General features: G+C 66.4%; 16 protein-coding genes. 8 read left to right on the forward strand and 8 right to left on the reverse strand.

The genetic code is table 11. From position 1 onward, the window contains the following. Positions 1-21: 21 nt before the first annotated feature. A complete protein-coding gene (locus tag HT579_12365) occupies positions 22-1,980 on the reverse strand; it encodes an alpha-1,4-glucan--maltose-1-phosphate maltosyltransferase (GenBank protein QKS31630.1) in 1,959 nt (652 codons plus the stop codon). Between the two features lie 181 nt (positions 1,981-2,161). After that, positions 2,162-3,370 (reverse strand): glycogen synthase, encoded by a 1,209-nt coding sequence (gene glgA / locus HT579_12370; protein QKS29632.1) that lies wholly within the window; start codon positions 3,368-3,370, stop codon positions 2,162-2,164. Positions 3,371-3,588: 218 nt separating this feature from the next. Here glgA and tsaB point away from each other — a divergent pair, with 218 nt between their 5' ends. The 3 genes from tsaB to HT579_12385 are packed head-to-tail and all read left to right on the forward strand — an operon-like array spanning position 3,589 to position 5,590. Further along, on the forward strand, positions 3,589-4,266 hold the full coding sequence (gene tsaB / locus HT579_12375) for a tRNA (adenosine(37)-N6)-threonylcarbamoyltransferase complex dimerization subunit type 1 TsaB (GenBank protein QKS29633.1): 678 nt from the start codon (positions 3,589-3,591) through the stop codon (positions 4,264-4,266). 26 nt (positions 4,267-4,292) lie between these two features. After that, positions 4,293-4,739 (forward strand): ribosomal protein S18-alanine N-acetyltransferase, encoded by a 447-nt coding sequence (gene rimI / locus HT579_12380; GenBank protein QKS31631.1) that lies wholly within the window; start codon positions 4,293-4,295, stop codon positions 4,737-4,739. 53 nt (positions 4,740-4,792) lie between these two features. Beyond that, positions 4,793-5,590 carry a uracil-DNA glycosylase gene (locus HT579_12385; GenBank protein ID QKS31632.1) on the forward strand — a complete coding sequence of 266 codons (798 nt, stop codon included), beginning with the start codon at positions 4,793-4,795 and terminating at the stop codon, positions 5,588-5,590. Here the strand turns inward: HT579_12385 and HT579_12390 are convergent. Both HT579_12390 and lplT read right to left on the reverse strand, forming a co-directional pair. Beyond that, positions 5,587-6,108, reverse strand: a complete 522-nt coding sequence (locus HT579_12390; GenBank protein QKS29634.1) for an Lrp/AsnC family transcriptional regulator — start codon at positions 6,106-6,108, stop codon at positions 5,587-5,589. The genes HT579_12385 and HT579_12390 overlap by 4 nt on opposite strands. A gap of 147 nt (positions 6,109-6,255) precedes the next feature. Further along, positions 6,256-7,518, reverse strand: coding sequence for a lysophospholipid transporter LplT (gene lplT, locus HT579_12395; GenBank protein QKS29635.1), 1,263 nt, complete (start codon positions 7,516-7,518; stop codon positions 6,256-6,258). Positions 7,519-7,710: 192 nt separating this feature from the next. Here lplT and HT579_12400 point away from each other — a divergent pair, with 192 nt between their 5' ends. From HT579_12400 to radA, 3 genes are read left to right on the forward strand one after another with little or no spacing between them, the layout of a single operon-like run. Further along, a complete protein-coding gene (locus HT579_12400) occupies positions 7,711-8,613 on the forward strand; it encodes a LysR family transcriptional regulator (protein ID QKS29636.1) in 903 nt (300 codons plus the stop codon). Further along, positions 8,613-9,722: an alanine racemase gene (alr, locus tag HT579_12405; GenBank protein ID QKS29637.1), complete on the forward strand. Its 1,110-nt coding sequence runs from the start codon at positions 8,613-8,615 to the stop codon at positions 9,720-9,722. Before HT579_12400 ends, alr begins: the two co-directional genes overlap by 1 nt. Positions 9,723-9,724: 2 nt before the next feature. Next, a complete protein-coding gene (radA, locus tag HT579_12410; GenBank protein ID QKS29638.1) occupies positions 9,725-11,107 on the forward strand; it encodes a DNA repair protein RadA in 1,383 nt (460 codons plus the stop codon). Between the two features lie 59 nt (positions 11,108-11,166). Here radA and HT579_12415 read toward each other — a convergent pair whose 3' ends face one another. Continuing rightward, positions 11,167-11,733: a PEP-CTERM sorting domain-containing protein gene (locus tag HT579_12415; protein QKS29639.1), complete on the reverse strand. Its 567-nt coding sequence runs from the start codon at positions 11,731-11,733 to the stop codon at positions 11,167-11,169. A 351-nt stretch (positions 11,734-12,084) separates the two neighbouring features. Here HT579_12415 and HT579_12420 point away from each other — a divergent pair, with 351 nt between their 5' ends. After that, positions 12,085-14,670: an FtsX-like permease family protein gene (locus tag HT579_12420; GenBank protein ID QKS29640.1), complete on the forward strand. Its 2,586-nt coding sequence runs from the start codon at positions 12,085-12,087 to the stop codon at positions 14,668-14,670. A 161-nt stretch (positions 14,671-14,831) separates the two neighbouring features. After that, complete coding sequence (locus HT579_12425) at positions 14,832-15,803, forward strand: histidine phosphatase family protein (GenBank protein ID QKS29641.1); 972 nt, start codon at positions 14,832-14,834, stop codon at positions 15,801-15,803. Positions 15,804-15,822: 19 nt separating this feature from the next. Here the strand turns inward: HT579_12425 and HT579_12430 are convergent, their stop codons facing one another. From HT579_12430 to HT579_12440, 3 genes are all read right to left on the reverse strand, one after another. After that, positions 15,823-15,981: a hypothetical protein gene (locus HT579_12430; protein QKS29642.1), complete on the reverse strand. Its 159-nt coding sequence runs from the start codon at positions 15,979-15,981 to the stop codon at positions 15,823-15,825. 166 nt (positions 15,982-16,147) lie between these two features. After that, positions 16,148-17,320 (reverse strand): phosphoglycerate dehydrogenase, encoded by a 1,173-nt coding sequence (locus HT579_12435; protein ID QKS29643.1) that lies wholly within the window; start codon positions 17,318-17,320, stop codon positions 16,148-16,150. A gap of 47 nt (positions 17,321-17,367) precedes the next feature. After that, positions 17,368-18,483: a phosphoserine transaminase gene (locus HT579_12440; GenBank protein QKS29644.1), complete on the reverse strand. Its 1,116-nt coding sequence runs from the start codon at positions 18,481-18,483 to the stop codon at positions 17,368-17,370. Between the last annotated feature and the right edge of the window lie 64 nt (positions 18,484-18,547).

Consider the following 18,547-nt stretch of genomic DNA (forward strand, 5'->3'; position numbering starts at 1 on the left):
GCGGCTGCCCGCCGGCCTTGCCTACCAGCGGCGGATCTTGATGATGTGCGCCATCTTGGTCTCGGGAGAGAGCTCGACGTAAGCGGTCGGGCCACTCCAGCGGTAGCGCTCGTCCGACAGCAGATCGTGCGCCTGGTACTGCTCGCCAGCGTCGATGCCGAAGGTGGCCAGCGGTATGTGCAACACCGATCCATGCTTGTGGAAGGGGTCGAGGTTGACGACGCAGACGATGATGTCCGAGCGGTCCTCGGTCATCTTGGCGTAAGCGAGGATCTGCGGGTTGTCGGCGCCCAGGAAGAGGACGTTGTTGTAGGTCTGCAGGGCCGGCGACTCGCGGCGGATCCGGTTGATCCGGGTGATGATATCGACGATGTTGCCCGGCGCCCTCCAGTCGCGTACCCGGATCTCGTACTTCTCCGAGTCGAGGTACTCCTCCTTGCCCGGCAGCGCGTCGTTCTCGCACAGCTCGTAGCCGCTGTAGATGCCGTAAACACTCGATAGCGTCGCCGCCAGGACGACGCGCATGATGAACGCCGGCCGGCCGCCGAACTGCAGGATGGGCGGCAGGATGTCGGGCGTGTTGGCGAAGAAGTTGCCGGTGAAATACTCCTTCATCTCGCTGCAGGTCAGCTCGGTGACGTATTCGGTCAGGTCGTGCTTGTGGTTGCGCCAGGTGAAGTAGGTGTAGGACTGGGCGAAACCAACCTTTGCCAGCAAGCGCATCATCTTTGGTTTGGTGAAGGCTTCGGCGAGGAAGATGACCTCAGGATGCTTGCGGTGCACTTCGGCGATCACCCATTCCCAGAATGGTACCGGCTTGGTGTGCGGGTTATCGACCCGGAACGTGGTGACGCCCTTGTCGACCCAGAAGAGGAAGATCTTCAGCATCTCCTGCCACAGTCCGGAACGGTCGGCGGTACCGAAGTTCAGCGGGTAGACGTCCTGGTATTTCTTCGGCGGGTTCTCGGCGTACTTGATCGAGCCATCCGGCCGATGGAAGAACCACTCGGGGTGCTCGGCGACGTACGGATGGTCGGGGGAGCAGTTCATGACGTAGTCGAGGGCGATCTCGATTCCGAGTTCGCGGCAGGTGGCGACGAACTGATCCCAGTCGGCCCAGGTACCGAGCTGCGGCTCGAGCGCCATGTGCCCGCCGTGCTCGTTGCCGATTGCCCACGGGCTGCCGACGTCGCCCGGAACGGCGACCAGGCTGTTGTTCTTGCCCTTGCGGAAGCTGTGGCCGATCGGATGGATTGGTGGCAGGTAAACGACATCGAAGCCCATCGCCCTGATCTCGCGCAGGCGACGGATGCTGTCCTGCAGCGTGCCATGACGGTAGGGCATGCTGCCCTGCGAGCGGGGAAAGAACTCGTACCAGGCGGCGAAGCGGGTCACCGGACGATTGACCATGATCGCCAGCGGCGGGCTCATCTCATGGCCCTCGCTGCGGTCGGGACAACTCGCCATCAGGCTGCGCATGACGGCACCGATGCCGAGGTCGATCGCGCCCTGCTGCTCGCCGACGGCGAGTGCACCCTCCATTGCCGCGAGGAGGCCGTTGATGCGGGATCGTGCAGGCGTTGGTGCGAGTGCGGCTGAGGTGCGGATGATCTGCAATCCTTCGAGGAGTTCGCTGTTGAGGTTGGCGCCGGGGACGTTCTTCTTGGTGATTTCGTCGGCCCATGACAGGTAGCGTTCGGCGTAGGCTTCGATCGTGTACTCCCAGCAGCCGATCGCGCCGACGGTGAAGTCGCCATACCAGCGGTCGTTGTCGCCCTGGGCCATCGGGCTCTCATGCCACCTCTTCTCGCCGACCTTGCGCACCTTGAGCACTGCCGCCAGCTTGTCGTGGCCCTCCTTGTAGATATCCGCGCTGACGGCGACCGTCTCGCCGATGACACGTTTGATGGGAAAGCGGCCGCCCTGGATTTGCGGCTCGACCGCTTCGATGATCACGCGGGGGTAGTTCTCGGGAACCATCATGCTGCTCCTGAATCCTGAACCGGCCGTGCCGGCAGGAAAAGAATCAAAAAGCGGACGGGCGCTGCCGGCCCGCCCATCCATGTCGGCGCGCGGGCGCGCCGGCCGCCGGGTCGGGAACGGCGTCGCGGAACGACCGGCTCGCGGTCTCTCGCGGCGATGCTTCCGCCCGGAGCGAAGATCATTTCAGCAGCGAATCGTAAAGTCGCTTCGTCTGCTGGGCGATGCTCGTCCAGCTGAAGACATCGCGCGCGCGCTTCTGGCCTGCAGCAGCCATCGAATCCGCGAGTTCCGGGTTGTCGAGGATCTTGTTGATCGCCGCTGCCAGGTCGCGCGAGAAGATGTCCGGATTGACCGGCTCGAAGGGGGCGACATGCAACTGCTCGAGCGGCACCAGGAAGCCTGTGACGCCGTCGATGACGACCTCCTTGATGCCGCCGACGGCACTCGCGACGACCGCCGTCCGGCAGGCCATCGCCTCGAGATTGATGATGCCGAACGGCTCGTAGATCGACGGGCAGCAGAAGACGGTGGCATGCGAGTAAAGCTCGATCGCCTCGGCCTTGCTGACCATCTCCTGGATCCAGATGACGTTGGTGAAACCCTCCTGCCGGACCCGCTTGACCGCCGTCTCCATCTCGTGCAGCACTTCCCTGGTGTCGGCGGCGCCGGCGCAGAGGACGATCTGTGCCTCGCGGTTGATGTATTGGATCGCGTTCACCAGATGGACGATGCCCTTCTGGCGGGTGATGCGGCCAACGAAGAGGACGATCGGCTTGCCGGGATCGACGCCATACTTTTCCAGCGCCGCGGTCTCGTCGGTCGGGTGGTACTGGTCGACGTTGATGCCGTTGTAGATCACCGAGATTTTGGCCGGATCGATGTCGAAGTGTTCGAGGATGTCCTGCTTGGTTCCCTCGGAGACGGCGATCACCGCGTCGGCCATGCTCAACGAGGTCTTTTCGATCCACGACGACATGTCGTAGCCGCAGCCGAGCTGTTCGCGTTTCCAGGGTCGCAATGGTTCGAGCGAATGCACCGTGTGCACCAGCGGGATGCCGTAGAGGGTTTTCGCCAGGATGCCTCCGAGGTGGGCGTACCACGTATGCACATGCACGATGTCGGCATCCACCTGTTCGCTGAGCGTCTCGAGATTCGCCTCGAAGGTATCGAGAGCGCCGCTGAGCTTCCGGTCGACGTGGGCAAAGCTGCCGTTGCCGAACGGGAAGCCCTTGACTCGCACGCCGTCGACCACAGTGTCCTGGTCACCAAAGGAGCGAACTTCGACATGCATCAGTTTGGCCAGCTCGCCAGACAGATATTCGACGTGAACACCGGCTCCGCCGTAAACGTATGGAGGGTACTCTCGCGTCAATAGCAGTACTTTCATCGCGGTACTTTCCGTTGTTGATTTGAGGGTTTGGCGCGCCGCCGGCGCGTCCTTCGAAAGCCCTGACATTGTATCGGGAAAGGCAGTGGCCGGCCAGAATCGGCACCGCTTTTGTTGCGGCGCAACAGGGCCTGGCGTGCGCGCGGTTGCGGCGCGGCGAGCGGGCGCGTGGGCGGCTGCAGGCGACGCCGGAGGTCAGGACGGGTAGAATACGGGCGATGAATCTGCTGGCCATCGAGACTTCCACCGAGTCGGGCTCCATCGCCCTGTGGTGCGACGGCCGTCTGCTGCGTCGCAGCTGCCCGGCCGGTGCGGCGCATTCGCAAACCCTGCTGCCGCTGCTCGGCAGCGCCTTGCAGGAAGCCGGCCTCGGCTATGGCGATCTGCACGGGATTGCCTTCGCCGCCGGTCCGGGATCCTTCACCGGACTCCGCATCGCCTGTGGCGTGGCGCAGGGACTGGCTGTTGCCCATTCCTTGCCGGTGATTGCGGTGGGTACGCTCGAGGCGATGGCGCTGGCCAGTGGCGGCGAGCGCGTCATCGTCCTGCTCGACGCGCGCATGGGCGAGGTCTATCACAGCCGTGTCGTCGCCGGTACCGAGGCCCTGCCGCCGGCGGTCTGCCGCCCCGACGCGCTGCCAGTGCCCGATACGGAGGGCTGGCTCGCCTGTGGCAACGGGCTCGCCGCCCATCCGTTGCTGCGACAGCGGCTGTCGCAGTGGGTACGCGACTGGTTGCCGGATCTCCTGCCCGATGCCGGCGCGGTCGCTAGCCTGGCGGCACCGCGGCTGGCGCGTGGTGAAGGGGTCGATGCGGCGGCGGTGGCGCCGCTTTATGTGCGCAACAAGGTGGCACTGACGACCGCCGAACGCCTGGCGACCGGGGGAAAGGCTTGAGCGCCGTGTTGCTGCCGCGCGTCGAGATGTTGCCACTCGGCGATGGCGACATCGACGAGATGGTCGCGATCGAGAACTGCATCTTCCCGCACCCGTGGACGTGCGGCAACTTCGTCGATTCGATCGCCAGTGGCTACAGCGCCTGGGGTTGCCGGGTCGCCGGCGAGCTGGTCGGCTACTTCGTACTGATGGTCGCAGTCGATGAGGCACACCTGCTCAACATCAGCGTCGCCGGAAAGCGCCAGCGGATGGGCTTTGGCGCCCGTCTGCTGGAGTGGGCGATGAGTACGGCGCGGCAGGCGGGCGCGAGCAGCCTATTGCTCGAGGTGCGACCGTCCAACCGAGGTGCGCTGGCGCTGTACCGACGGTTCGGCTTTCGCCAGATCGGCTTGCGACGCGGCTACTACCCAGCGGCGGAGGGACGCGAAGACGCGCTCGTCTTGCGGTGCGAGCTGGCCAGATTCCTGGCATGAGCGGCGGCGACCGCCTTCGCCCGCCGCTGACGCGGCCGCAGATTCTGCGCGAGATGGGCCTGTCGCCGCTGTGGCGACTGCGCGCGCCCGCTTCGCCGCTGCCGCAGGGCGGGGTGACAGCGGTGTCCGGCCTCGACCAGCATGAGCCTGGCGAGGCTCATGCTGCCGTGCCGCAGGGGCCGTTGGCGGCAGCCGTTGGTGATCGCAGCGTGGAGATCGCCGCCATGGGGTGGGAGGAGTTGCGGCAGAGTGTCGCCGACTGCCGCGCCTGCAGTCTCTGCCAGGCGCGCCGGCAGGCGGTGCTTGGTGTCGGCGACCTCAAGGCCGACTGGCTGTTCATCGGCGAAGGCCCTGGGGCCGAGGAGGATGCGCGCGGCGAGCCCTTCGTCGGTCCGGCCGGCAAGCTCCTCGATGCGATGCTGGCAGCGATCGATCTGCAGCGCGGCGACGACGTCTACATTGCCAATGCTGTCAAGTGCCGCCCACCCGGCAACCGCACCCCGGAGGCCGGCGAGATCGCTGCCTGCGCGCCCTATCTGCGGCGACAGATTGCGCTCCTGCAGCCGCGTCTGATCGTGTTGCTGGGCCGTGCGGCGGCGCATGCCCTGCTCGGTGGGGTCGGCTCGCTCGCCAGCATGCGCGGGCAATCATTCTCGTACGGCACGTCCGCGGGTGGCGGGAACATCCCGGTGATCGTCAGCTACCATCCCGCCTATCTGCTGCGGACACTACCCGACAAGGCGCGTGCCTGGGAGGATCTGTGCCGCGCGCGCGCGCTGATGCGCGCCGCCAAGGCTGCCGCTGCCGGGTTCGGTCCCGGAGCCGATCCGGGCGCTGCGACGGCGCTCTAACTTTCCGCGTAGCGCACCCGCTGCCGCGGTTTGCTGGGCTGCGTCAGGTGGTCGAGCGGCAGGGCGTGCGTCTGCTTGACCGTCTGCAGCGCAATGCTCGTCCGGATGCGACCCACTCCCGGCAGGCCGAGCAGGCGCTTCATGGTCAGCTCGCCAAAGGCGGCCAGATCGGCGACGACGATGCGCAACATGTAGTCGGCATCACCGCTGACGGAGTAGCACTCGAGCACTTCCGGAATCGCCGAAACGGCGTCCTCGAACGCTTCGCAGGCCGACTCGCCGGTCGGCTCCAGGCTCACCTGTGCGAACGCCGTGATCGACAGGCCGAGTGCGCCAGGGGCGAGGAGGGCGACGTAACCGGCAATGACCCCGTCTTCCTCCAGACGCTGGATGCGGCGGCTGATCTGCGATGGGGAAAGCCGGATCTGTTCGCCGAGCGTCGCGTTGGTCGCGTTTCCCTTTCGCTGCAATGCATCAAGCAACGCAAGATCGTAGCGATCGATGGTTATTTTGGACATGAATGGGCTCTTGAGTGCAATAAATATGCCCAGTATAGGGAAAACATGCTGCTTCGCAAGCGCCAGAATTCGCCGGCGGGCGCCGGGCCTGCCCTGCGGGCGGCGATTGCCAGGCGGCAGTCAGTCAGCCGGGCGGGAAACGGTTGCTCAGAGTTTGCCGTCGTCGAGATGGATGACGTCGTCGCGCAGGCGCTGGTTCGCTTCGTGTCGCCGCTTGACGAGCCACATCGCACCGCTGACGAAAAGGCCGAAGAGGGTGATCACCAGGTAGATCGACCACTGTCCGCGGATCATCAGGAAGTAGAGGCCGGTCATCGCCAGGATCGACAGGTTCTCGTTGAAGTTCTGGACGGCGATCGAGTGGCCTGCACCCATCAGGATGTGGCCACGGTGCTGCAGCAGTGCATTCATCGGCACGACGAAGAAGCCGGAGAAGGCGCCGATCAGGACCAGCAGCGGCACCGCCAGCCAGGTATGCTGGACGAAGTTCATGATCAGGACGATGCCGCCCATCGCGATGCCGAGCGGGATGACTCGCACCGCCTTGCGCAGCGTGATCATCCGCGCTGCGCCAATTGCGCCGAGCGCCACGCCAATCGCCACCACGCCCTGCAGCATGCTCGATTTCGAGAGATCGAGCTGCAGCGCGGTCTCGGCCCAACTGATGACGATGAACTGGAGGGTGGCGCCGGCGCCCCAGAACAGCGTCGTCACCGCCAGCGAAACCTGTCCCAGGCGATCACGCCAGAGGAGCAGCAGGCAATGGTTGAACTCGCGCAGCAGGTACCACGGGTTCTTGTGCAGCGCCCGGTGATCGACACCGGTATCGGGGACGCGGAGATTGAACAGGGCGGCCAACAGATAGAACGTGGCGACGAAGCACAGGGCCATTTCGCCGACGGTGTCGACCCCGGTATCGATCAGCGGCAGGTTGCAGCCGAGCAGCCGCTGCGCCACGTCCGGCTGGATCAGCATGCCACCGATGACCACGCCGAGAATGATCGCGCTGACCGTCAGCCCCTCGATCCAGCCGTTGGCAACCACCAGCAGGCGGTGCGGCAGATACTCGGTCAGGATGCCGTACTTGGCCGGCGAGTAGGCGGCGGCACCAAGCCCGACGACCGCGTAGGCGAGCAGGGGGTGCACGTCCCAATACATCATGGCGCAGCCCAGGATCTTGATGCCGTTGCTGATGAACATGACGCGCCACTTCGGCATCGAGTCGGCGAACGCGCCGACGAAAGCGGCGAGGACGACGTAGGAGACGGTGAAGAAGGTCTTCAGCAGCGGTTCGTACGCGGCAGGCGCCTGCATCTCGCGCAGCGCCGCGATGGCAACGATCAGCAGCGCGTTGTCGGCCAGCGCCGAAAAGAACTGCGCTGCCATGATGATGTAAAAACCGAGGGGCATCAGATATTATTGATGGAGCCGTTCCTTGAGTGTCCGCCTTATACCATGAACGGACGCACTTTGTTAGTTTGTTGGCCTGCGTGCCGCGGCGCTGCGCGTTCCGGCGTCGCTCGGCGGGCAAGCAGGCGCGGCTCTGGCCGGGAGGGCGCTTTTGTGTTTGAATTCGGTTTGCGGGAAAAGGGGGGATGACCGGTGGCTGATCGTCGATTGCAGGTGTTCCACGCGGTGGCGAAGCATCTTTCCTTTACCAAGGCTGGCGAGGCCCTGCACATGACCCAGCCGGCTGTCACCTTCCAGATCAAGCAACTGGAGGAACGCTTCAATACCCGCCTTTTCGAACGAGGCGGCGCGCGCGTCTCGCTGACTGCCGCGGGTGAGGTGGTCCTCGATTACGCCGAACGGATTCTCGGTCTCTCGAACGAACTCGACATCCGGATCGCCGAGATGACCGGACAAATGAGCGGCAGCCTGTTGGTCGGTGCCAGTACGACGATCGCCGAGTTCATGCTGCCGCCGATCCTCGGCGAGTTCAACGTCCGTTACCCGCAGGTCCGCGCCCGCCTGACGGTTGCCAATTCGGACGCGATCGGCAATGCGGTCGCCGCACACACGCTGGATATCGGGCTGATCGAGTCGAAGGTCACCCATCCCGCCCTGCAGTGCGAGGTGTGTGGTGACGATGAGTTGCAGGTGGTATGCACGCCGGGTCATCCACTCGCCAGCCGGTCGGAGGTGGACGCACGGAGTCTGCTGGCGCACGACTTCATCGCCCGCGAGCCGGGATCGGGGACGCGCGAGGTGACCGACGATTACCTGCGCGCGTGCGGGATCGACCCCGGGAAGCTCAAGACGCTGATGGAACTCAGCAGCCCGGAAGCGCTCAAGGGCGTGGTCGCCACCGGCCTTGGCTGCTCGATCGTCTCGCGCGCCAGCTTCGAGAAGGAAAGGCAGCTCGGCAGCCTCATCGCCATTCCGCTGCGGCCGCCATTGCGGCGGACCCTGTCGCTGGTCTACCCGAAGGAGCGCTTCCGTTCCCGCGTCGTGCTGACTTTCGTCGACTTTGCCAAGGCGAAACTGCACGAGCTGACGGCCTGATGCCGCGCCCGATCGAAGCAGACGTCGATCTGGCGGCGCTGCGGCACAACTATCTGCTCGCCCGCCGCCATGCGGCGCGGGGTGGCAGCGCGGCGAGGGCCTGGGCGGTGGTGAAGGCGAACGCCTACGGTCATGGACTGCTGCTGGCCGCCACGGCGCTCGGCGATGTGGCGGACGGTTTTGCCCTGCTCGACATCGACGAGGCGGTGCGCCTGCGCCAAGCCGGGATTCGCCAGCCGATCCTCCTTCTCGAGGGCTTCTTCACTGCGGCCGATCTGGCTGCATGCTGCGAACATGAGCTGAGCGTTGTCATTCACTGCCTCGATCAGTTGCAGATGCTGCGACAGGCGGGGTTGTCGCGCCGCCTGCCGATCTATCTCAAACTGAACAGCGGCATGAACCGACTCGGGTTGGTGGCGCGGCAACTGCCGGCGGCGCGCGAGCACCTGGCAGCGCTGCTTGGCGATGGCGACGGCGGCCTGACGCTGATGACGCACTTCGCCGAGGCTGACGCCGACGGTGGCGAGGCGTGCCTTCGCTGGCAGCTCGAACGCTTTGACCGCATGCTCGACGACTGGCCGCAGTCCGCCTCGCTGCCTGTCTCGCTCGCCAATTCGGCAGCCATCCTGCGTTACCCGAGCACCGCGCGCGACTGGGTGCGCCCGGGAATCATGCTCTATGGCGGCAGCCCCTTTGCCAGCGAGGATGCGGAGAGCCTCGGCCTGCGGCCGGTGATGACGCTGCGCAGCCGGATTCTGGCGGTACAGGACATCGCCGCCGGCGAGCGTGTCGGCTATGGCGGTACCTTCGTCGCCACGCGGCCGACGCGCGTCGGCATCGTTGCCTGCGGCTACGCCGACGGCTATCCGCGGCATGCACCCGGGGGAACGCCGATCCTTGTCGGCGGGCAGCGGACGCAGACCATCGGGCGGGTGTCGATGGACATGCTCGCCTGTGATCTGACCGACCTGCCGGCCAGCGGCGTCGGCAGTCCGGTCGTGCTGTGGGGCGAGGGCATGCCGGCCGACGAAGTCGCGACGGCTGCCGGCACCATCAGCTACGAGCTCTTCTGTGCGCTTGCCCGGCGCGTACCCGTGCGCACCGTCTGACCGTGGCGCGCGCCGGCGGCAGCCAGCAGAAGAGCCACTTCTCCTGCAGCGAATGCGGAAGCAGCGTTGGCAAATGGCAGGGGCAGTGCCCGGGCTGTGGTCTGTGGAACACGCTGGTCGAGACCGTCGCCAGCGCTGCGCCGGCGGCCGGACAGCGTCGCTTCGCCGGTCTGGCAGGCTGCAGCGAGGTGCAGACGCTGGCCGACATCGAAGCGCGTGAAGAGGAACGACTCTCCACCGGCATCGGCGAGTTCGACCGTGCGCTCGGCGGCGGACTGGTCAGCGGTGGCGTCATCCTGATCGGTGGTGACCCGGGAATCGGCAAGAGCACGTTGCTGCTGCAGGCACTAGCCGGCCTGGCGGCAAAGGAAAACGTTCTCTACGTCAGCGGTGAGGAATCCGGACAGCAGATCGCACTGCGTGCGCGGCGACTGGCGCTGGCAACCGGCAGGCTGCGGCTGCTGGCCGAGATCAATCTCGAGCAGATCCTGGCGGCGCTGCAGTCCGCGCCGCCACGGGTGGCGGTGATCGACTCGATCCAGACGCTGTGGTCGGAGGAGCTCAGTTCGGCGCCGGGCTCGGTCAGTCAGGTACGCGAATGCGCGGCGCAACTGACACGCCTGGCCAAGCGGACCGGCATCACGGTGATCCTCGTCGGACACGTCACCAAGGAGGGCGCCATTGCCGGACCGCGCGTGCTCGAGCACATCGTCGACAGCGTGCTCTACTTCGAGGGCGACACCCATTCGAGCTTCCGCCTGATCCGTGCGGTGAAGAATCGCTACGGCGCGGTCAACGAGATCGGCGTCTTCGCCATGACCGACCGCGGTCTGAAGGCGGTGAGCAACCCCTCGGCAATCTTTCTCTCGCAGCACGGCGCCGAGGTCGCCGGGTCATGCGTGCTGGTCACCCAGGAGGGGACGCGGCCGCTGCTCGTCGAGGTGCAGGCACTGGTCGACCAGGCGCACGGCAACCCGCGGCGGTTGACGGTCGGCCTCGATGCGCAACGGCTGTCGATGCTGCTGGCGGTCCTGCACCGCCATGCCGGCATCGTCTGCTTCGACCAGGATGTCTTCGTGAACGCCGTAGGCGGCGTCAGGATCAGCGAGCCGGCAGCCGATCTCGCGGTCCTCCTGGCGATCGTTTCTTCACTCAAGAACAGGGCGTTGCCGGAGAAACTCGTGGTGTTCGGCGAGGTCGGTCTGGCGGGCGAGATCCGGCCGGCGCCACGCGGTCAGGAACGCCTCCGTGAGGCCGCGAAGCTCGGCTTCACGCGCGCCCTGGTTCCCGAGGCGAACCGGCCGCGGCAGGCGATTGCCGGTATCGAGGTCATTCCCGTGCGGCGGGTCGAGGAAGCTGCGGGCCGTCTGCGCGAACTCGAATGAACTGGCGTCCGGGGGCCGCTGCCGCCAGCCGCTGCGGACAACCGGCGGCAGCTGAGGGATCAGCGGCGGCGGTAGAGCAGGCCGGCGGCGACGAGGCCGAGTGCGACCAGGGCGAGTCCGTTCGGCTCCGGGATCGAGATCTCGAACGGGTTGTTCGCCGACAGCATGATGCTGCCGCAGGCGACGCATGGGGTCGCAGCGTCGCTCACCACCATCCGCAGCGTCCACTTGCCGGCGGCGTCGAACAGTGGCGCGAAGTCGAAGTCGAGGTCGCGGGGTTGCCACTGCCCGGGCACGGTGTTGGGCAGATAGCGGGTACTGCCGACCGTTGTTCCGTTGAGCTCGAAGCTGAACTCGAGCGGCTCCTTGAGGTTGTTCGAATACCACGGCGAGGGGGGCATCAGGTTGAGCGTGAGTTGCAGCGAGTTGACCTGCGTCAGCCACGCTGCCGCGAACGACTGGTGAGCTTCCTGGCCGATCGCGTAGTAGCTGCCGTTGAGCCCGCCCGAGCCCGGCGCGCTGAACACGCCACTGTAGCTCAGACCCGCCGATACCGGCGGCGCCAACGACAGGGCGGAAGCGAGAAGCGCCATCCCGAGCACACTGCCGAATCGCTTGCTGACCATCACCAATCCTCCCGTTTGCGTCCGCCAGGCCGTCTGCCGGACGATCCGTGTCGCTCCGTCCAGCCGGCTCCCTGCCGGCAGCGATTCCTGCGACGTTCTCTCCACTTGCTGTCCGGCGCCGGAGCAGGCGGCAGGAACCCCATCCTGCACCACCGCTTCCACCAGACTCCCCTGATCATTGTAGCAGCCACGAGCGTCGCCGGCGACGCAATCGCGCCGCCCCTGAACTGGAGTATCCTGCGACTGTCAGAGTTCCTCGCCGTGCGCCGCCGCGGGTGTCGGTCGTGGCGCGGCCACGGACGTTGCGGGCGGCGCACGGAAGCCGGCTGGCCAGCAAGCGCAGCATCGTGCATGCGCCGGCCGCTCGCCGCAGCATCGGAATCACCGGAATCCAGCAACGAAGTGCAACTGATCTCTTTTTCCTGGCGGATGCTGCGCCGTGATGCGCGCGGCGGCGAGTTGCGCCTGCTGGCAACGGCGTTGGCGGTGGCGGTGGCCGCGCTGACCGCCGTCGGCTTCTTCGCCGACCGGGTGCGGCAGGCGCTCGACCGCGAGTCACACCAGCTGCTCGGTGCCGATCTCCTGCTGACCGCCGATCAGCCGTGGTCGACGAGCGTCGTCGACCAGGCGCGCGCGCATGGTTTGCAGGTGGTCGCGACGGTTACCTTTCCGAGCATGGTGACGCACGGCGCGGGCGACGATCTGCGGGCACAGCTGGCGGAGATCAAGGCCGTCGCCGCCGGTTATCCATTGCGCGGCTCGCTGCGTGTCGCGCCGGCGCCGAATGCAGTCGATGCGCCGGCAGCGGGTATCCCGCCGCGCGGCACGACCTGGATCGACGAGCGCCTGGCGTCGGCGCTGGGCGCCGGGGTCGGTGACCGCATCGCCGTCGGGCAAAGCACGCTGCTGGTTGGCGCAGTGCTGACGCTGGAGCCCGATCGCGGCATCAACTTCTTCAGCGTCGCACCGCGGCTTCTCATGCATCTCGACGATCTGCCGGCGACGGCGCTGCTGCAGGTCGGCAGTCGTGTCGCGTACCGCCTGCTGCTGGCCGGCGACCTGCCGCTGGTCAAGCGCTTCCAGCGCGAGATCGAACGGCGGCTGGAGCGCGGGCAGCGGATCGAGGACCCGCAGAACGGGCGGCCGGAAATTCGCAGCGCGCTCGAACGGGCGCAGAAGTTCCTCGGCCTCGCCGCTCTGCTGACAGTGGTGCTGGCGGCCGTGGCGGTGGCACTGGCCTCCCGCCGTTACGTGCAGCGCCACCTCGACCCCTGCGCCGTGATGCGTTGCCTCGGGGCGACACAGGCGCTGCTGCTGCGTCTGCATCTTGGCCAGTTCGCCGCGCTCGGCCTGCTGGCCGCGCTGGCCGGCTGTGTTCTCGGCTACGCCGCACATTTCGCCCTGCACGCCTGGCTGGCGCAGCTGCTGGCGACACCGTTGCCGCCGCCCGGGCTGCTGCCGGCGCTGCAGGGCATCGCCGTCGGTCTGCTGCTGCTCTTCGGCTTCGCCGTACCGCCATTGCTGCAGCTCAACCGGGTGCCGACGCTGCGCGTCCTGCGGCGCGAACTCGGCAATCCACAGGGCGGTACCGTCGCCGGCTATCTGCTCGGCTTTCTCGCCCTTGCCGGCCTGATGTTCTGGGTTGCCGGCGAAGTCGAGCTCGGTGCCTGGGTGCTCGCCGGATTCAGCCTGGCGATGCTGCTTTTCGCCGTCGCGGCGCGCAGCGCCATCCGGCTGGCGGCGGCGCTGCGCGGTGGCAGCCGTGCGGTTGGCGGGGCTGGGATCGGCTGGCGTTACGGGCTGGCCAGCCTCGAGCGGCGCGCCCACGCCAGCGTCGTGCAGATCGTCGCGCTGGCGCTCGGCTTCATGGCGCTGCTGCTGCTGACGGTGGTTCGTGGCGACCTGCTCGATGCCTGGCGGCGGGCGGTGCCGGTGGATGCACCGAACCGCTTCGTGGTGAACATCCAGCCCGAGCAGGTCGGACCGGTGCGCGCAGCGCTGCTGGCGCAGGGGGTGCCGACCGAGCTGGCACCGATGGTGCGCGGGCGCCTGACGCGCATCAACGGCGCCGAGGTGGGCGCCGGCAACTACACCGACGACCGTGCGCAGCGACTGATCGAGCGCGAGTTCAACCTGTCGATGCGGCCAGACCTGCCTGCCGGCAACAGTGTCGGTGCGGGTCGCTGGTTCCTGCCCGGCGAACTCGCGGGCCAAGCGGACGACGCGGCCGCCTCGGTCGAGGAGGGGCTGGCGCGGACTCTCGGGCTGGTGGTCGGCGACCGCATCGAGTTCGTCGTCGCCGGCGAACGGATCGGCATGAAGATCGTCGGCCTGCGCAAGGTGAATTGGGACACCATGCGCGTCAACTTCTTCGTCCTCACGCCGCCGGTTGTTCTCGAAGGTTACCCGGCAAGCTGGATCACCAGTTTTCACCTGCCACCGGAAAGAGCCGACGTGATCAACCGCCTGGTGCGGGATTTCCCGAACCTGACGGTGATCGACGTCGCGGCGATCCTGCGTCAACTGCAGTCGATCATGGAGCAGGTGGCCCGTGCGGTACAGTTCGTCTTCCTGTTCACGCTCGCGGCAGGCGTCATCGTCCTGCACGCCGCGCTCGCTTCGGCGGCCGAGGAGCGGCGCTACGAACTGGCGGTCATGCGCGCTCTGGGTGCCCGGCGAGAACAGTTGCGGCGAACATTGCTTGCCGAATTCGCCGCCATCGGCTCCTTTGCCGGGCTGATCGCCGCCGTCGGGGCGATTGCCGTGGGACAGTTCCTGGCGCAGCAGGTGTTCCGCTTCGAGGTCGCGATCAACTTATGGCTGTTGCCGCTGGCGATCGGCGGTGGTGCCCTGCTGGTCACCGCCGCCGGCTGGTTCGCGGCTGCGCGCCTGCTGCAGAGCGCGCCGCTGGAGGCGCTGCGCGCCGGCAGCAGCTAGCCGTCGTACTGCGGTCCGGGATGCTGCCGGCGTACCGCGGGGCTGCCGCTGGCGAACGGGCATCCGGTATCATATCGGCTGTGACGGGTCGCTCTGGCAGATGATCGCTGCTGCGTTCCGCCTCGTTTGTCGAACCATTTTGAGGGGAGGGGAGTTGCGCCATGACCGAGAAGACACTGCTGGTATTGCGGCACGGAAAGTCCGACTGGAGTACCGGTCACGAGGATTTCCACCGGCCGCTGGTCGATCGCGGCCGGCTGGGCAGCCAGAAGATGGGTGCCTGGATCAAGCACCACAAACTGGTTCCGGATCTCGTCGTCAGCTCGATGGCCGAGCGTGCCCGCGCGACGACGGTGGCTGCGTGCAAGGCGATGGGGCTGCCACTGAAGACGGTGCGTTGGGACGAGCGGCTTTACGCGGCGCCGGTCGAGGATCTGCTGGCGGCGCTCGCCGATTGTCCGAAGAGTGCGCGGCGGGTGATGGTCGTCGGACACAATCCGGGGCTCGAGGATTTGGTGGAGTATCTCAGCCACGAGCAGCTGGCAATTCCGGATGACGGCAAGTTGCTGCCGACCTCGGCGCTGGCGCGGCTCGAGATGGTCGAGAGCTGGACGGACCTGAAGCGCGGCTGTGGCCACCTGATCTCGTTGACCCGCCCGGGTCAGGTACCGGAACCGCCCGTGAGCGAGGTCGATGATGAGACGAACCGGGGACCGGTGCCGGATTACTTCTTCACCCAGTCTGCGGTCCTTCCGTACCGGCTGGTCGATGGCCGGCTCGAGATCATGCTGATCGCCTCGCGCAAGGGCACCCGCTGGGTCGTACCGAAGGGCGTCAAGGAGCAGGAACTGTCGCTGCGCGATTCCGCCGCCAAGGAGGCGCTGGAAGAAGGCGGCGTGCGGGGCAATGTCGCCGCCGAGCCGATCGGCCAGTACGAGTACAGGAAGTGGGGCGGTGTCTGCGCCGTCACCGTCTTTCCAATGGAAGTGACCGAGAGCATTCCCGAAGAAGAGTGGGAAGAGAGCCACCGCGAACGGCGGTGGGTCGAGCCGCAGGAGGCACAACGCCTGCTCGACGAACGCGCACTGCAGAAAATGGTCGGCAAACTCGAAAAGGGCATCCGCAAGGGCTGACGCAGTGCCCGCACGAGAGCTAGCTGCCGATTTCCTCCTCGGCCAGCCAGGCCTCGATTTCGCGATAGTCCCTGGCGTTCTGGCGGATGACGAGGAAGAAGACCAGCGCCAGCGCCAGCGCGAAGAGCAGCAAGGGAAGCTCGTGCCAGCCTGGAGTCACAAACAGTTGCCCGGTCATCGTCTCCTCCGCTGATTGTCGAGGTCGCCGCCGTCGCCGGCCGCCAGCATCCTCTTGTCGGACCGGCGGTGGCCGCCCGCGGTTCCCTTGTCGCAGGGGGCGGCCTGTTCCGCCGGCCACCGGCACGAGCCGGCGTCGGCCGGCGGGCGGCAGATCCCCGCTGGACTCAGATCACGCGCACGCGGATCACGTGCGCCACTCCGCGGATGGCGTCGATCACCGCCGCATCCGGCTCGCTTTCGACGTCCATGAGGTTGAAGGCGAGCTCGCCACGACTCTTGTTAACCATGTCGACGACATTCACCTTGTGGTCGGCCAGGATCGACAGCACGTGCCCGAGGACGCCCGCGACGTTCTCGTTGGCGAAGGTGATGCGCACCGTTCCGGGGCTTCGCTCCATGGCGATCTTCGGATAGTTCACCGAGTTGGTGATGTTGCCGTTCTCTAGATAATCGACGAGTTGGTCGGCGGCCATCACCGCGCAGTTTTCCTCGGATTCCTCGGTGCTGGCGCCGATGTGCGGCATGGCGATGATCTTCGGTTTGCCGAGCAGCGCCGGCTCCGGGAAGTCGCAGACATACCTGCCGAGCCGGCCGGCGTCGAGGCTACGCAGCACCGCGGCCGCATCGACGATCGCGTCGCGGGCGAAGTTGAGCAGGACGGCGCCCGGCTTGATCACCGCCAGCGTATCGTCATTGATCATGTGTCGCGTCGTGTCGACCGCCGGCACATGCAGCGAGATGTAGTCGGAGCGTGCAAGGAGCGACTGCAGGTTCTCCATTCTGCTGACTTCGTTCGACAGCCTCCAGGCCGCGTCGATCGACAGCACCGGGTCGAAACCGACGACCGTCATGCCCATCGCCAGAGCCATGTCGGCGACCATCGAGCCGATGGCACCCAGACCGACGATGCCGAGCGTCTTGCCGCGCAGCTCGCTGCCGGCGAAGCGCGACTTCGCCTTCTCCACCAGCGCCGACATTTCGGCGGAGTCATTGATCGCCGACAGCGACTGGACGTAATTCATGCCGTCGATGATGCCGCGCGCGCTGAGGAGCATGCCCGCCATCACCAGCTCCTTGACGGCGTTGGCGTTGGCGCCGGGAGTGTTGAAGACGACTATCCCCTGCTTGCCATACTCGGCGACGGGTACGTTGTTGACGCCGGCACCGGCGCGGGCGACCGCGAGCAGGGTCGCGGGGACCTCGATTCCCTGCAGCTTCTGACTGCGCAGAAGGAAGGCATCGGGATGGGCGATGTCGCTGCCAACTTCATACGACTTCCGGGGAAAACGTTCCAACCCCTTGATTGAAATTGTGTTATAGGTTCTGACCTTGAACATGGCTATGTCATCCGAAGCTGTTTGTTGGGGGGTGATACCTGGCGGCGTCAGGCGGCGACCTGCGCGTAGGCCCAAGCCAGCCAAGGCATCAGTGCCTGCAGATCGGCGCTGTCGATCGTCGCGCCGCACCAGATGCGGATTCCCGCCGGTGCGTCCTTGTAGGAACCGATGTCGTAAGCGACGCCCTCGCCTTCGAGCAGCTTGACCATCTTCTTCACCTGCTCGGCTGCCAGCGTGACGCTCAGGCAGACGCTGGTATTCGAGCGCGTTGCCCGGTCGCGGGCGAGGAAGGAGATCCAGTCGTTGGCGGCGACGAAGTCGGCGACGACGCCGAGGTTGGCCTCGCTGCGCGCAATCGCCGCGCTGACGCCGCCGATGCTCTCGATCCACTGCAGTGCGTCGAGGTAATCGGCGACGCAGAGCATCGACGGCGTGTTGATCGTCTCGCCGCGGAAGATGCCCTCGCTCAGCTTGCCGCCCGAGGTCAGGCGGAAGACCTTCGGCAGCGGCCACGGCGGCGCGTAGCTCTCGAGCCGAGCGACGGCGCGCGGGCCGAGGATCAGCATGCCGTGCGCACCTTCACCACCGAGGACCTTCTGCCACGAGAAGGTCACCACGTCCAGCTTCTCCCACGGCAGATCCATCGCGAAGACGGCCGAGGTCGCGTCGCATATCGTCAGCCCGGCACGATCGTCGGCGATCCAGTCGCCATTCGGCACCTTCACCCCGGAAGTCGTTCCGTTCCAGGTGAAGACCACGTCGTTGTCGAAGTTGACCTGCGACAGATCGACGATGTCGCCATAGTCAGCCTTGAGAACGCGTGCGTCGGCGAGTTTCAGCTGCTTGACGACATCGGTCGCCCAGCCCGAGCCGAAGGACTCCCAGGCGAGGACGTCGACGCCACGCTGACCGAGCAGCGACCACATCGCCATCTCCACCGCGCCGGTATCCGAACCGGGCACGACACCCACCCGATAGCCCTCCGGCAGCCCGAGGATGCGGGCCGTCTCGCTGCAGGCGAGCGCCAGTGCCTTCTTGCCCAGTGCCGAGCGATGCGAGCGGCCCAGCGTGTCGAGCTGCAGCGCGCTGACATCATAACCGGGGCGCTTGCTGCATGGTCCCGACGAGAAATTGGGATTGCGGGGTTTGACTGTGGGTTGCATGGTTGCCTCTGTCTCGGAAAAGGGAAAGCAGGGTTGGCGCTTCGGCGAGGGTCCGCGGACCTCC

It is taken from the genome of Candidatus Accumulibacter similis, assembly GCA_013347225.1.
Lineage (GTDB): Bacteria > Pseudomonadota > Gammaproteobacteria > Burkholderiales > Rhodocyclaceae > Accumulibacter > Accumulibacter similis.

What these genes read in the sequence shown, in the direction of transcription:
- HT579_12435 (QKS29643.1), bottom strand. Translation starts at nt 17,320, where the DNA reads ATGTTCAAGGTCAGAACCTATAACACAATTTCAATCAAGGGGTTGGAA.
- HT579_12385 (QKS31632.1), top strand. Translation starts at nt 4,793, where the DNA reads ATGGGCCTGTCGCCGCTGTGGCGACTGCGCGCGCCCGCTTCGCCGCTG.
- rimI (QKS31631.1), top strand. Translation starts at nt 4,293, where the DNA reads ATGTTGCCACTCGGCGATGGCGACATCGACGAGATGGTCGCGATCGAG.
- HT579_12420 (QKS29640.1), top strand. Translation starts at nt 12,085, where the DNA reads ATGCGCCGGCCGCTCGCCGCAGCATCGGAATCACCGGAATCCAGCAAC.
- HT579_12425 (QKS29641.1), top strand. Translation starts at nt 14,832, where the DNA reads ATGACCGAGAAGACACTGCTGGTATTGCGGCACGGAAAGTCCGACTGG.
- HT579_12430 (QKS29642.1), bottom strand. Translation starts at nt 15,981, where the DNA reads ATGACCGGGCAACTGTTTGTGACTCCAGGCTGGCACGAGCTTCCCTTG.
- HT579_12365 (QKS31630.1), bottom strand. Translation starts at nt 1,980, where the DNA reads ATGGTTCCCGAGAACTACCCCCGCGTGATCATCGAAGCGGTCGAGCCG.
- HT579_12440 (QKS29644.1), bottom strand. Translation starts at nt 18,483, where the DNA reads ATGCAACCCACAGTCAAACCCCGCAATCCCAATTTCTCGTCGGGACCA.
- tsaB (QKS29633.1), top strand. Translation starts at nt 3,589, where the DNA reads ATGAATCTGCTGGCCATCGAGACTTCCACCGAGTCGGGCTCCATCGCC.
- glgA (QKS29632.1), bottom strand. Translation starts at nt 3,370, where the DNA reads ATGAAAGTACTGCTATTGACGCGAGAGTACCCTCCATACGTTTACGGC.
- HT579_12415 (QKS29639.1), bottom strand. Translation starts at nt 11,733, where the DNA reads ATGGTCAGCAAGCGATTCGGCAGTGTGCTCGGGATGGCGCTTCTCGCT.
- HT579_12390 (QKS29634.1), bottom strand. Translation starts at nt 6,108, where the DNA reads ATGTCCAAAATAACCATCGATCGCTACGATCTTGCGTTGCTTGATGCA.
- alr (QKS29637.1), top strand. Translation starts at nt 8,613, where the DNA reads ATGCCGCGCCCGATCGAAGCAGACGTCGATCTGGCGGCGCTGCGGCAC.
- lplT (QKS29635.1), bottom strand. Translation starts at nt 7,518, where the DNA reads ATGCCCCTCGGTTTTTACATCATCATGGCAGCGCAGTTCTTTTCGGCG.